This window comes from Nocardiopsis synnemataformans, from assembly GCF_965343085.1.
Lineage (GTDB): Bacteria > Actinomycetota > Actinomycetes > Streptosporangiales > Streptosporangiaceae > Nocardiopsis > Nocardiopsis alborubida.
The window spans coordinates 16481-29369 of the sequence record NZ_CBDRFA010000032.1 but is presented as its reverse complement, the minus strand read 5'-3'; the positions used below and the strand labels follow the sequence as shown (position 1 = coordinate 29369).

The following is a 12889-nucleotide window of genomic DNA, read 5'->3' as shown; positions in this document are numbered from 1 at the left end:
GACGCACCGCCTCCGCGACCGGAACGGACACGAGGTGACGAAGGAGGTCCATGGACCCGCTCCCCCTGGCGTACGCGGCCGTCGGCACGCTCAGCGTGCTCCTCGCACTGTTCAGCGACCGCTTCCGGGAACTGCCCCTGAGTGAGCCGCTCCTCGCCCTGCTGCTCGGCGTGGCCCTGGGCCCCTACGCGCTCGGTCTGCTGACGCTGTCCGCCGAGACGCGGGACGCCCTCCTCCTGGAGGGAACCCGCGTCCTGCTGGCGGCCTCGGTCATGACGGCCGCACTGCGGTTCCCGGTGACCTCGCTGCGCGGGCTGGTGGCCCCGCTGGCGCTGCTGCTGTGCGTCGTCATGCCGGTCGCGGCGGCCGTGACCGGCGCCGCGGCGCTGTCGCTCGGCCTTCCCCTGGCCCTGGCGGCGCTGGTGGGCGCCTGCCTGTGCCCTACCGACCCGGTGCTCGCCGCGTCGGTGGTGACCGGGAAGCCCGCCCAGCGCGACCTGTCCGAACGCCTGCGCAAGCTCCTCACCGGGGAGAGCGGGGCCAACGACGGGCTCGCCCTGGCCCTGGTCGGGATCACGGTGGCCGCCGTGCTGCCCTCCGCCGGTCCCGTCGACGTGGCGGGACGCCTGGCGTGGGAGATCCTGGGGTCCGTGGCCTTGGGCGTGGTCCTGGGAGCGGCCGCGGGAAAGGCGATGGAGGCGGCCACCCGTCGCCGGGAGCTGGAGGACGGGCCCGCGCTCGTCTTCACACTGCTGCTCGCCGTCGCCGTGCTCGGGGTGGCCCGGCTGATCGGGGTGGGCGGTGTGCTCGCCGTCTTCGTCGCGGGGCTGGCCTACAACCGGACGGTGCGCAAGGGGGAGCGCGGCCCGCAGCAGAACATCGACGAGGCGGTCAACCGCTACCTGGCCCTGCCCGTGTTCGTCCTGCTGGGCGCGGTCCTGCCGTGGCGGGAGTGGGCCGGCTTCGGACCGGCCGCGCTCGCCTTCGTGCTGGCCGTCCTGCTGTTGCGCCGTCCGCCCGTGCTCATGGTCCTGACGCGGCCCCTGGGGTTGCGGCCGCGCGACGCGGCCTTCGCCGGGTGGTTCGGCCCGATGGGCGTCAGCGCGCTCTTCTACGCGGCGCACTCGGCCCACGAGGGCGTGCACGACCCGCGCCTGTTCGCCGCCGTCACGCTGGCCGTCACGGCCAGCGTGGTCGCGCACGGTGTCACCGCCTCGCCCCTGCGCCGGATGTACGCCCGCCGTTAGCGCAGCGACGACCCGCCGTCGTCGCACCCTCCCGGGAGGCGATCGGTGCGGGCCCGGCCCGACCACCGAGGCCCGCCGCCCGCCCCGTCGTCGCGGACGGAGCCGGACGGGGTGGGGCGGGCGGGAAGGGTCACCCCCGACGCGGAGTCACAGGTCCCAGTCGGTGCCGTAGCGCCCGGTCAGCTCGCGCACGTCCTCGGGCGAGAGCACCGAGAACTCACTCCCCCGCAGGGACACCACGATGCGCGAGGCCTCCTCCAGCTCGATGGCGCCGTCCAGGGCCGCCGCCGGGCCCGCGGCGGCCACGATCGAACCGTGGTTGGCGAGCAGGGCGGCGCGGAACCGTCCGGGCAGGGAGGAGAGGTTGTCGGCGAGCCGGTCGCTGCCCGGCGCCGCGTAGGGCACCAGGGGCGCCTGGCCGACCCGCATGACCAGGTAGGGCGTGACGGGCGGCAGCGCGGAGGCCTCCGACCAGGCGGGCAGGCACGAGGCCGCGCAGGCGTGGGGCGAGTGCAGGTGGACGACGGCCCCCGCGTCCACGACCCGCCGGTACATCGCCAGGTGGAGCGGGAACTCCTTGGAGGGCGGCGGACCGGCGACGTGCTCCCCCGCCTCGTCCAGGACGGACAGGTCCTCGGGGTCGAGGTCGCGCAGGGAGACCCCCGTGGGGCTCATCAGCGTCAGCCCCCCGGCCCGTGCGGACACGTTGCCCGAGGCCCCCGGGCTGAGCCCCAGGTCGACGGCGCGGCGTCCCGCCGCGCACAGCTCCCGGGCGGCCTCGCGCGCTTCGCGGTTCACTTGTCCCCCTCCCAGGCGCGGACGAACAGGTCCTCGCGGCCGAAGTTGCCGGACTTGAGCATCAGTTGGACGTCCTCACCGTTCCTGTGTCCGAGCGTCCACGCGACGCCCGGGTCGATCTCGGGTCCCAGCGCGAGCGAGGCCACGCCCAGGCGCCGCACGACGGCTCCGCTCGTCTCCCCGCCCGCCACCAGGAGCGCGCGCACTCCCGCGGTGACCAGGCGTTCGGCGATCTCGGCCAGCGCCTCCTCGATGAGCGGCGCGTCGGCGGTGTCCACGACGTGTTCGGGCGCGGCGGTCGCGTACACCACGAACGGGGACGCGCCGCCCTCCAGGGCGCGGTCCACGGCCCGTGACACCGTCGCCCCGAAGTCCCCGCGCAGGTCCGCCGGGAGCAGGTGGTGTCCCCCGCCCTGGACGAGGGCGTGGCGCACCTGGCCCTGGGTCGCCCGCGAGGCGCTGCCCGAGAGCACGACGCGCGGCCCCTCGGGCGGCGTGAGCGGCAGACGGCCCGACCCGTGGGGGCCGGGAAGCCCCTGAGCGAGGGCGCTGCCGCCGGTCAGCAGGCGCAGGTCCCGCGTCGCGTCGGCGAGCGTGCGCAGGTCGGCGTCGGTCAGGGCGTCGACGACCACGAACCGGGCCCCCTCGGCACCGGCCCGCGCGATGGCGTCGCGCACCGCGTCGGCCCCCTGGGCCACCACCGGCCAGGGCACCAGCGCGACGTCGGCCTCACCGCCGCTGACCTGGGGGGCGAGCAGGCGCGGGAGGCTGGAGTCGGTCATGGGCGTGAGCGGGTGGTGGCGCATCGGGGACTCGTCGAGGGGGTCGTCCCCCACGAAGAGGTGGCCGCGGTAGACGGTGCGCCCGTTGGCGGGGAAGGCGGGTGCGATGACCGTGACGTCCTCGCCCAGGGCGTCGAGCACCGCCTCCGCGACCGGACCGATGTTGCCGTCCGGGGTGGAGTCGAAGGTCGAGCAGTACTTGAGGTAGAACCGCTCGCACCCCGCGCTCCGCAGCCGGTCGAGGGCGTCCAGCGAGGCCGCGACCGCCGCGTCGACGGGCGTGGTGCGCGACTTCAGGGCCACCACGACGGCGTCGGCCTCCTCCGCCGCGGCGGCGACGGGGTCGGCCCCGCCGGGGGTCCGCGAGTCCAGGACGACCGTGGTCCGGTGGCCGGACGCGGTGAGGGCGATCGCGACGTCGGTCGCTCCGGTGAGGTCGTCGGCGATCACGCCGAGGGTCGCCATGTGTACTCCTGATGGTCGGGTCGAACGGACGGGGGCGGGTTCCGGCGCACCGTGCGGCCCGGTGGCCGGGTGCGCCGGAACTCCCCCGTGGGACGCGCGGACCGGGTCAGACGACACCGGTCGCGATCATGACGTTGAGCACGAGGAACCCGGTGACGCCCGAGATGAACGAGGCGACGCCGATCGACCGGATGCCCTGGCCCACCGTCATGTTGGACAGCGTCGTGGTGACCCAGAAACCGGACGAGTTGGCGTGCTTCATGATCTGGGCGCCGGTCGCGCAGGCCAGGTACACCACGATCGGCGCCAGGCCGAGTTCGGAGACCAGGGGCTGCATGATGGCCGCCGAGGTCATCACGCCCAGGATGTTGGAGCCGGTGATCGTGCACACCGCCGCGCCGACGAGGAAGGGGATGATGACCGGTGACATGCCGGTGCCCTCGATGCTGGCGGCGACGTTCTCGGCCACGCCGGTCTCCCGGATGATGGTGGCCAGCGCCCCGCCGACGCCGGTCAGGGCCAGGGGCATCGCGGCGATGCGCAGGCCCGCCTCGAACAGGTCGTTCAGGGTGGACTTGTCCTTCCAACGGCCGCGGAACAGCGGCAGGGCCAGCACGCAGGAGAGGAAGAGCGCCACCGTCGGCTCGCCGACGAACAGGACGGCCTCGGTGAACCAGGCCCCCTCCGGGAGCGCCGGACCGGCCAGGGAGGCGACGATGATGAGGACGATGGGGGCCAGGATCGGCACCAGTGAGCCGAACAGGCCCACGCCCGCCGGGGCTCCGGCGCCGTCGGAGGCGACCTTGGGGTCGCTGTCACCGGAGGCGCCCGCACCGCCGGTGGAGGGGGCGCCCGGTCCGCCCGCGCCCGCCAGGTGTTCGACGAACTCCGGCTTGGGCGGCACGTAGGTCTTGATGAAGGACAGGTAGACCGTCGCGGCGATGACCCCGGGGACGCCCACCATCAGGCCGTAGAGGATGGCCTCGCCCATGCTGACGCCGAGCAGCGACGCCGACGCGAGCGGTCCGGGGCCGGGCGGGACGACCGAGGTCATGATGTAGGCGCCGAGGTAGAGGATCGGGCCGAGCTTCATCATCGACATGCCCGTGCGGTAGGCCAGGGCGGAGACGATCGGGATGAGCATGACGACCGCGGTGTCGGCGATGAGGGGGATGCCGAGGACGGTCGAGGCGAGGGCGATCGCCCAGGGCACCCTCTTCTCCGCGAACATGCTCAGGGCGGTCTCGGTGATCTTGGTGGCCGCGCCGCTGAGTTCGAGCATCCTGCCGAGCACGCAGCCGAAGATGACCAGCAGGCCGACGTCGACGAGGGTGTCGCCGAAACCGGCGGTGACGAGTGCGATGGTCTCGGTGCCGCCCATGCCCAGGACGAGTCCCAGGGTCACGACCACCATGAACAGCGTGGCCACGGGGTGGACCTTGAAGCGGGCGATGAGCAGTACGAGTACCGCGATGGCGACGAGGAACGCCAACAGGGTGTAGATGTCCGACATGTCACTGGGTCCGATCGTTCACAGGTGCGTACGGGCGTGGCGCCAGGAGTCCAGGAGGACGTCGCTGGGGTCGGCCAGGTCGTCCAGGCGCACCAGTGCGCCCGCCGCGACGTCGCGGCCCAGGGTGGTGTGGGCCGCCAGGTACAGCGGTGCGACGTCGCCGGGGGCGTCGGCGGTGTCCAGCAGGACGGGGGCCACGCCGCGGACGTCGTGGTGGTGCCCGCCCATGTCCAGCGTGGTCCCGGCGGGGAGGTCGCGCAGGGCCCGACCGGCCAGGACCGCGTGCGGGGCCGGGTGCCGTGAGGTCACCGCGCGGCGGTGGTCGACGGCGTCCAGCAGGCTCAGCGGGGTCTCCACGCCCATGAGGTGGTAGGGCAGGTACAGGCAGGCGTAGCGTCCCGAGCGCGAGACCACGTGGCCCTTCTGCGCGAGCGTTCGCCAGGAGACGGGGTCGCCGGTGCGGACGACGGCGAAGACCCCTCCGGCGAAGGAGGCCTCCTCGGGGAGGCGGAGCACGCTGAAGACGTCCACGGCGCCGGGCCGGGAGAGGATCCCCCCGTCCTCGGCGAGGGAGTAGACGTCGGCGAGCTCGGCGACCCGCGCGACGGGGTAGTGCAGCGCCTCGGTGTCGGGCACCAGGCCCGTGTGGTTGGCGACGACCCCCATCTCGCAGTAGTCGGCGGCGGCCGAGCGCGACAGGCCCGCCACGGCGTGGGCGCGGGCGGCGAGCGTGGCGGACACGTCCTCGCCCAGGGTCAGCAGGCGGGCCAGGTCGGGGGCGTCGATCTCCTGGTCGAGCTGGCGCACGCGGCCCGTGGCCGGGTCGAAGACCAGGTCGTACTCGCCCGACTTGCCGATCGCGACGACGTCCAGACCCAGCAGTCGGGTCCGCTCGTACCACTCGATGAGGTTGGCGGGCTGGTCGCCGATCCCGGGGGTGTAGACCACGCCCCGCTCCCGGGCGAGGTCGGCCAGCGCGATCCCGGAGACGGAGTCGACCTCCTTGGAGACCATGACCACGTGGCGTCCGGTCCCGATGGCGGTCCGCGCGGCACGGGTGCCCGCCTCCGGGCTGCCGGTGGCCTCGACGAGCACGTCGTAGTCGGCGTGTTCGAGCAGGCGGGCGTCGGCGATCACCGCGATCCGCCCGTCGGCCAGCGCGGCCACCTCGTCCGCGCTGGAGCACACCCTCAGCGCGGCGGCGGGGTAGCCGAGCTCGGCGCACAGCGCGACCGTCCCCTCCGTGTCCAGGTCGCACAGGACCGAGGGCCGCAGCCGCTCGATCCGGGGCGTCTGGGCGAGCAGGGTGCGCGCGAATCCGCCGCGCGCTCCGGTGAGCGCGTAGCGCACGGGCGGTGGCGGCGCCGTGGTGGCGTCGGTGGCTTGCATGGGTTCTCCTTCTCCGGCCTCGCGGGGGGCACATGTGCGCCGGGCCGCTACGGCAACGCGCCATGTTTAACACCAGCTGAACATGGGAGTCAACAATTATCACGACTGGTACCATCTGGGAACACTCGTTACCATGGTGCCCATGAGCGCAACCGAGGGAGAACGATGATTCCGGCGCAACGGCGTGAACTGCTCGTGCGGGAGTTGCGCGGTACGGGCGTGCTGAGCGTGAAGGAGCTGTGCGAGATCCTCGACGTCTCGCACATGACGGTGCGCCGCGACATCATGACGCTGGAGGAGGAGGGACGGGTCCGCTCGGTGCCCGGCGGCGTCGAACTGGTCTCCCAGGTGCGCTCGGAGCCCTCCTACCGCGACAAGTCGCGGGTGGACGTGGCCGAGAAGCGGGCGATGGCCCGCGCGGCGGCGGCCCTGGTCGGCGAGGGGCAGACCGTCTACCTGGACGCGGGCACGACGCTGGGGCACCTGGTGCCGTCGCTGTGGAGCGTCACCGGCCTGACCGTCATCACCAACGACATCACCACCGCCGCCTCCCTCACCGACCACCCCGACGTGACCCTGTTCCTCATCGGCGGGCAGATCGACCGCGAGAACCGCTCCTCGGTCGGCGACATCGCGGCCGCCACCATCGAGGAGTTCAACATCGACGTCGCCTTCGTCTCGACGAGCTCGTGGGACCTGAGCCGGGGCACCACCACGCCCTCACGCGCGAAGGTGGCGGTCAAGCGCGCGGCCATGGCGGCGGCCTCGACGTCGGTGCTGGTCGCCGGGGCCGACAAGTACGGGGCCTTCGGCACGTTCAAGGTCGCCGCGCTCACGAGCTTCGCCTCGGTGATCACCGACGACCGCCTCGCCGAGTCGTCCGTGCGCGCGATCCGCGAACTCGGTGTGGGCCTGGAGGTCGTGGCGCCCCAGCGGGAGGCCGACGAGGACGCGCCGACGACCGGCTCCGACGAGGAGGCCGAGGCGCCCACCGCCTGACCCGCACTCCCCGGGGAGGTTCCCGGAAACCGGGCGCACCCGTGCGCACAGCCGGGTCGGACCCCGCTCCGCCGGGGTGCCGTCCGGCCCTTCGGCATGCCCTCCGGCCCATCCTTTACGGGGCCGCCGCCCGCGCCCCGTGCCGCTCGGGCCCCAGGACCATGCCCCGAACCGTGTCCTCGAAAAAAGCCCTGGACAAAAATCTTCCAATGTAAGAATCTGGGTGCGCGGCCCTGCCCCGCACCCTCGGGGGCGCGGCCGCGGTGTGAGCGACAGGGCGATGCCCAAGCGAACGAAGGAGCCCCCCGTGCCCACAACATCCGTGCAGCTGTACTCGGTCCGTGACGAACTCGCCGACGGCCTGGAGAGCGCCGTGGCACGCCTGGCCGAGATCGGGTTCGCCCACGTGGAGCCGTACGCGTTCCACCTGGACACCGAGGAGTACCGGCGCGTGTTCGCCGCGACGGGCGTCACCGCGCCCTCCGGCCACGCCCCCGTGATCGACGCGCGGGCCCCCGAGACGGTCTTCGACGCGGCCGCCGAACTGGGCATCACGACGGTCATCGACCCGCTGGTCCCGGCCGAGCGGTGGCAGAGCGCCGACCAGGTCGCCGAACTGGCCGAGCGCGTGAACCGGCTGGCGGAACTGGCCGCCGAGCGGGGACTGGAATTCGGCTACCACAACCACGCCTGGGAGCTGAGCACCCGCATCGGCGACAGGCACGCGCTGGAGGTGTTCGTCGAGCACCTGGAGCCGCGGGTCGTACTGGAGGTCGACACCTACTGGGCGGGGGTCGGCGGCGCCGACGCCGCGGCGCTCCTGCGCGCGTTCGGAGACCGGGTGCGGCTGATCCACGTCAAGGACGGCACCCTGGACGGCGACGTGAACCGGCAGCAGCCCGCCGGTTCGGGCGAGGTCGACGTCCGCGCGGTCCTGGAGGCCGCGCCGCGGGCGATCCGCGTGGTCGAGTTCGACGCCTACGCGGGCGACGTGTTCGACGGCATCGCGCGGTCGCTGGCCTGGCTCGGGGAGAACGACCGATGACGCGCGCCGCGGCCGCCGGGGTCGGCGTCATCGGCGCGGGCAACATCTCGACCCAGTACCTGGAGAACCTGACGCGGTTCCCCGACGTCGAGGTCCGCTTCGTCGCGGACCTGGACCTGGCGCGCGCCGCCGCGCAGGCCGCCGCGTACGGGGTCCCGGCGTCCGGGACCGTGGCGGAGCTGCTGGCACGCGAGGACGTCGAGGTGGTGGTCAACCTGACCGTCCCGGCCGTGCACACCGAGGTCGGGCACCGGATCCTCGACGCGGGCAAGCACGTGTGGAGCGAGAAACCCCTCGCCCTGGACCACGACGCGGCCGCCGCGCTGCTGGCCAGGGCCGGGGAGGCGGGGCTGCGGGTCGCCTGCGCGCCGGACACGGTGCTGGGCGCGGGGACGCAGACCGCGCTGCGCGCGATCGCCCGCGGCGACATCGGGGAGCCGTTGACCGCGACCACGATGTTCCACGTGCCCGGGCCGGAGTCCTGGCACCCGGACCCGGACTTCCTCTTCGCCCACGGGGCGGGGCCCCTGTTCGACATGGGCCCGTACTACGTCACCGCGCTCGTGCACGTCTTCGGCGCCGCGACCCGGGTGCAGGCGGTGGCCTCCACCGGCCGCGCGACCCGCACGATCGCGAGCGGTCCCCGCGCGGGCCAGGTGTTCGAGGTACAGGTTCCGACGCACCACGCCGCGCTGGTCGAGTTCGGCCCGGGCCGCTCCGCCCAGTCCACGTTCTCGTTCCAGCACGCGCTGCCCAGAGCGGGGATGGTGGAGGTCAACGGCACCGAGGGCACGATCGTCCTGCCCGACCCGAACACGTTCGGCGGGGACACCACCCTGTGGCGGTACGACCGGGAGGAGCCGGTCACCGTCCCCGCCGAGGGGCCCGTGTACGGGCGCGGGGCCGGTGTCGTCGACCTGGTCCGCGCGATACGCGCGGGCGGGACCGAACGCGCCTCGGGGGCCGTGGCCTCGCACGTGCTGGACGTGCTGCTGGGCATCCGCGACGCCGCGGCCAGCGGACTGCCCGTGGAGATCACCTCCGCCGTGGAGCCGGTGGCCCCGCTCCCGGCGGGGTGGGACCCGGACAGCCCGACGCTCCAGGAGGCGCGCGCCTAAGCAGTGCCTTTCGGTCCGTGTTCGGGCGCCGTCACCGCACGCGAGCGGCGACGGCGCCCGGGACGTGTTCACGGGGTCCCGGCCGACGCGCCGCCCCCGGACTCTCCGCCCTCTCCCCCGCCGGGCAGCAGCCGTTCCAGGACCTGGAGCGCGCGGTAGACGTCCACCTCCTGCGGGTCGAGCAGCCACTGCAACTGCAACCCGTCGGACGCGGCGATCACCAGGGCCGCCGCGTCGTCGGGGTCGATGTCGGCCGCGATCTCCCCGGAGCGCTGACCGGCGCGGACGCGCTCGGCGAGGTCGGCGCGCAGTTCCCTGAACCGGGCCCGGACGAACTCCCGCGTCGCGGGGTGCCGCTGCTCCTGCAACGCGTCCGTCGTCAGCGTCGCGTACAGCTCGACCAGGCCGGGGATCGAGCGGTTGCGCTCCGCGCTGCGCTCCATCACCGCGACCGCCGAGACGGCGTCCGGATCCGACGGCTCGCACCCGACCGCCTCGTGCTCCCGGTACACCTCCACCAGGAGCTCGTCGCGGGAGGCGAAGTAGTAGCGCAGCGCCGCGTGGGACACACCGATGGCCTCGCCGATGGCCCGTAGCGACGCACCCACGCCGTGCTCGGCGAACACCTCGATCGCGCGCGACAGGATCTGTGACCGCCGCTTCTCGGCCTTCCGGTACGTCCGGCCGGGAATACCCGCACCACCGTTCACCACGTCTCCTTCGACCCGGACCGCACGGTCGGCCGCCGCTCACGCGCGGCGGGAACGGTGCGGCTCTCTCCCTCGTGGACGCCTACCAGTGTGTCGGCATCGGCGCAGCGGCGCGCACGTTCACGGGAGGGCGGAAGCCAAGCCCAGGATCAACAGCAGGGGTGCGATCAGCGCCACGGTGCGGACGACGGCTCCTGCGGCGAAGGAAAAGGTGACCGCCAGGCAGGCCCGGTGGATGAGGTAGCCGAACAGGGCGATGAACAGGGAGGAGGCGATGATCAGGGCGTCGGGGCCCTCGGTGATCATCAGGGACGCGGGGAGGAAGCCGTAGAGCAGGGCCGCGACCGCCGAGGGAACGGCCTTCGTGGCCCGGAGCGTTGGAGCCTTGCCCCCGGCGCGCCTTCGCTCCAAAAAGAAGGCGATCAACCCAGGAAGCGTGGTGACCGTGAGAAAGACGGCGTAGGCCGCAGGGAGCACGGTGAGGACGAACCCGGGGGTGACGCCGTCCGCGATCGAGAAGGGCATCAGGAGGATCAGGAAGGCGTGGATCCCGCCGCCGGAGGCGATCCTGAGCACCGCTTCGGAAACGGTCACCGCGCGTGCGGGCCCCGGGTCCGGGGACCTAGAAGCGCTACGGGACGTGTACGGCAGCGGGTGCGCGTTCTTCGGGGGATTCGACCGCGGAGCCATACCGACATCCCATCACGCCGGAATCCGCCGTCGCCCCCGGCCCCCTCTGTGGTTCGACGGCCCCACCGAGGGGCCGAAGCCCCGTGACAGAGTGGGGTACCGGGCACACAACAGCCCGGCGGCAGTCCTTGGCGGTGAAACGGGTGGTGCGGGTGACAGGTGGTGCGCGACGTCTCACGGCCGCCCTGGCCGCGGTCCTCCTCGGAACCTCATGTGCTGCTCCCGGGTCGGTGGTCAGCAACGAGGACCCGCCCGTGGGCACCGGGGAGTCCAGGTGGTCGGCCGTCACCGGAACGGTCCGCGACTCCTCCGGAGAGCCGGTGGAGGGAGTGTTCATCCGGTGGTCCTCGAACGAGGACCCCGTCGTGGCCTCGCACGAGATGGGGGTGTCCACCGTCGCCGACGGAAGCTACCGGCTCTCCCTGCTTCCGGGAAGCTGGGACCTCCACGGGGTGAGGGACAACGGTGCGCGGACCGGGACGGAGACCGTCGTTCTCGGTGAGGACGATGTGACCGTCGACCTGCGCTTCGCCCGGTAGTCAGTCCGCGTCGGCGCCCGCGGTCCGAACACGCACTGGTAGGGCGCACGGTTGCGCTTTGCTGAGGGCTCACCCCCCCTGCGGCGGATCGCCTCGGAAAGCTCTACGAACGAGGGGATGGGAACAGCCTCGGTCAGAAGCCCTCGACGCGGGCGAGGAAGCGCAGCAGCCCCGCGTTGAAGGCGCCCGGCCGCTCCATGTTCACGGCGTGCCCGGCCTCGCGCACCACGGCCGCACCGGCGCGCGGGTTGGGCTTGGCTGCGGCCGCGGCGTGCTCGGCGGGCCACAGCTCGCTCTCGGCCCCGGCCACGAACAGGGCGGACACGTCGAGCCCGGCGACCGCGTCGCGCCAGTCGCGTCGGGCGTGGTCCCCCAGCAGCTCCAGCTCCGCGGGGGTGAGCTCGCGGTCGGTGCCGCGCATCGCGCGCATCGTCCTGACCAGCCGCACGCCGCGCCGCCACAGGGGCGTGCCGTGCCCGGTGGCGGGGATGCCGTCGGCGAAGTAGGTGTCGGCGTTGCCCTCGTCGTAGCCGTAGAAGCCGTACGGCCAGTCCTCGGTGTTGAGCATCTTCGGCGTCTGGTCCACCGACACCGCGCCCGACAGGCGAGCGGTGCCGTGCCCGGAGGTGTACGCCCAGACGGTGTTGGCGCCCATGGAGCCGCCGACGAGCACGGCGCCCTCCAGGTCCAGGTGCTCCAGGAGGGCGTGGACGCAGTCGCCGCGCCGGTCCATGGTCATGCCCGGGGGCAGCGGCCCCGCGGCGCCGTGGCCGGGCAGGTCCACGGTGAACACCCGGTATCCGGCGTCCGTGAGCGCGGGAACCTGGTGGCACCAGGAGGTCGCGGGGGCCTTGAACCCGGCCAGGAGCACGACCGGGCGCCCCCGGACGTCACCGTGTTCGGTGTACTCGATCCCAAGCCCGTCGCCCGTGGTGATCACCGTCATCGCCCCTCCCGAAATCCGGGGCCATCCTCGCACACGCCCCCAGAGAGCGGGGCCAGGGGCTCCGGGGCCTGGGAGGACGCACGCTCCCCCTGCACGGCGGAGGTCGGGGCACACGTCTCCTCCTGACCGTGTAAGCTTTTGGAAACGATAATCGTTTTCAGTTTCCGCGAGGGGCAAGGAGAGGAGGGCGCACGCGCGTGGCCCCGGCCACCGGCACGACACCGTCCGCCGCGTGGTCCGGGACGGCGTCGAGCCGCGCCTGATCGCCGAGGCCCTGGAATCACCACTGGACCCCTGCCTGACCACGGACGAGGAAACGCAACAGGAGTTCAGCACCGATCCCTTCGCGGAGTTCTCAGAAAGGTGAACATGTCCTCTTCAGCACACCGCCCGGGAAAGCGCAAGCCCACGCGGAGTTTCGCCAATCCGCTGGGGGAAATGGACTACATCGACTACAAGGACACCACACTCCTGCGCAAATTCATCTCCGAGAAGGGGAAGATCCGCAGCCGCAGGGTCACGAGGGTGACCGCACGCCAACAGCGGCTGATCGCGGCGGCGATCAAGAACGCGCGCGAGATGGCCCTGCTGCCCTACCCGTCCAACACTCCGGCGAACAGGTCCTGAGGGCCCGGCGACCGCTCCGGG

General features: G+C 73.0%; 14 protein-coding genes. 7 read left to right on the top strand and 7 right to left on the bottom strand.

Annotated elements, in window-relative coordinates; all coding sequences use genetic code 11:
* The first annotated feature begins 50 nt into the window (after nt 1-50).
* Nucleotides 51-1247: a cation:proton antiporter domain-containing protein gene (locus tag ACSIH6_RS19175; protein WP_435109673.1), complete on the top strand. Its 1197-nt coding sequence runs from the start codon at nt 51-53 to the stop codon at nt 1245-1247.
* Nucleotides 1248-1394: 147 nt separating this feature from the next.
* On the opposite strand, the gene ACSIH6_RS19170 is transcribed toward ACSIH6_RS19175, so the two are convergent.
* From ACSIH6_RS19170 to ACSIH6_RS19155, 4 genes are all read right to left on the bottom strand, one after another.
* Nucleotides 1395-2045: a class II aldolase/adducin family protein gene (locus tag ACSIH6_RS19170; protein ID WP_435109672.1), complete on the bottom strand. Its 651-nt coding sequence runs from the start codon at nt 2043-2045 to the stop codon at nt 1395-1397.
* Entirely contained in the window at nt 2042-3292 is a 1251-nt protein-coding gene (gene otnK, locus ACSIH6_RS19165; protein WP_435109671.1) for a 3-oxo-tetronate kinase, read from the bottom strand. The genes ACSIH6_RS19170 and otnK overlap by 4 nt, the downstream gene beginning before the upstream one ends.
* 106 nt (nt 3293-3398) lie before the next feature.
* Nucleotides 3399-4805 carry a GntP family permease gene (locus ACSIH6_RS19160; RefSeq protein ID WP_435109670.1) on the bottom strand — a complete coding sequence of 469 codons (1407 nt, stop codon included), beginning with the start codon at nt 4803-4805 and terminating at the stop codon, nt 3399-3401.
* Nucleotides 4806-4823: 18 nt separating this feature from the next.
* Nucleotides 4824-6194, bottom strand: coding sequence for a homoserine dehydrogenase (locus ACSIH6_RS19155; RefSeq protein ID WP_435109669.1), 1371 nt, complete (start codon nt 6192-6194; stop codon nt 4824-4826).
* Nucleotides 6195-6359: 165 nt separating this feature from the next.
* On the opposite strand from ACSIH6_RS19155, the gene ACSIH6_RS19150 reads away from it, so the two are divergent.
* From ACSIH6_RS19150 to ACSIH6_RS19140, 3 genes are all read left to right on the top strand, one after another.
* Complete coding sequence (locus ACSIH6_RS19150) at nt 6360-7193, top strand: DeoR/GlpR family DNA-binding transcription regulator (protein WP_435109668.1); 834 nt, start codon at nt 6360-6362, stop codon at nt 7191-7193.
* Nucleotides 7194-7500: 307 nt separating this feature from the next.
* Nucleotides 7501-8238 carry a sugar phosphate isomerase/epimerase family protein gene (locus tag ACSIH6_RS19145; protein WP_435109667.1) on the top strand — a complete coding sequence of 246 codons (738 nt, stop codon included), beginning with the start codon at nt 7501-7503 and terminating at the stop codon, nt 8236-8238.
* Nucleotides 8235-9356: a Gfo/Idh/MocA family protein gene (locus ACSIH6_RS19140; protein ID WP_435109666.1), complete on the top strand. Its 1122-nt coding sequence runs from the start codon at nt 8235-8237 to the stop codon at nt 9354-9356. Before ACSIH6_RS19145 ends, ACSIH6_RS19140 begins: the two co-directional genes overlap by 4 nt.
* A 68-nt stretch (nt 9357-9424) precedes the next feature.
* On the opposite strand, the gene ACSIH6_RS19135 is transcribed toward ACSIH6_RS19140, so the two are convergent.
* Together ACSIH6_RS19135 and ACSIH6_RS19130 are read right to left on the bottom strand one after the other, a co-directional pair.
* Nucleotides 9425-10066, bottom strand: a complete 642-nt coding sequence (locus ACSIH6_RS19135) for a TetR/AcrR family transcriptional regulator (protein WP_435109665.1) — start codon at nt 10064-10066, stop codon at nt 9425-9427.
* A 120-nt stretch (nt 10067-10186) separates the two neighbouring features.
* Nucleotides 10187-10660, bottom strand: a complete 474-nt coding sequence (locus tag ACSIH6_RS19130; protein WP_435109664.1) for a hypothetical protein — start codon at nt 10658-10660, stop codon at nt 10187-10189.
* Between the two features lie 248 nt (nt 10661-10908).
* Here ACSIH6_RS19130 and ACSIH6_RS19125 point away from each other — a divergent pair, with 248 nt between their 5' ends.
* Nucleotides 10909-11295, top strand: coding sequence for a carboxypeptidase-like regulatory domain-containing protein (locus ACSIH6_RS19125; protein ID WP_435109663.1), 387 nt, complete (start codon nt 10909-10911; stop codon nt 11293-11295).
* 133 nt (nt 11296-11428) lie between these two features.
* On the opposite strand, the gene ACSIH6_RS19120 is transcribed toward ACSIH6_RS19125, so the two are convergent.
* Nucleotides 11429-12241, bottom strand: coding sequence for an alpha/beta fold hydrolase (locus tag ACSIH6_RS19120; protein ID WP_435109662.1), 813 nt, complete (start codon nt 12239-12241; stop codon nt 11429-11431).
* A gap of 232 nt (nt 12242-12473) precedes the next feature.
* On the opposite strand from ACSIH6_RS19120, the gene ACSIH6_RS19115 reads away from it, so the two are divergent.
* Nucleotides 12474-12608, top strand: coding sequence for a hypothetical protein (locus ACSIH6_RS19115; protein ID WP_435109661.1), 135 nt, complete (start codon nt 12474-12476; stop codon nt 12606-12608).
* A 2-nt stretch (nt 12609-12610) separates the two neighbouring features.
* Nucleotides 12611-12868 (top strand): 30S ribosomal protein S18, encoded by a 258-nt coding sequence (rpsR, locus tag ACSIH6_RS19110; protein WP_435109660.1) that lies wholly within the window; start codon nt 12611-12613, stop codon nt 12866-12868.
* Nucleotides 12869-12889 lie beyond the last annotated feature (21 nt).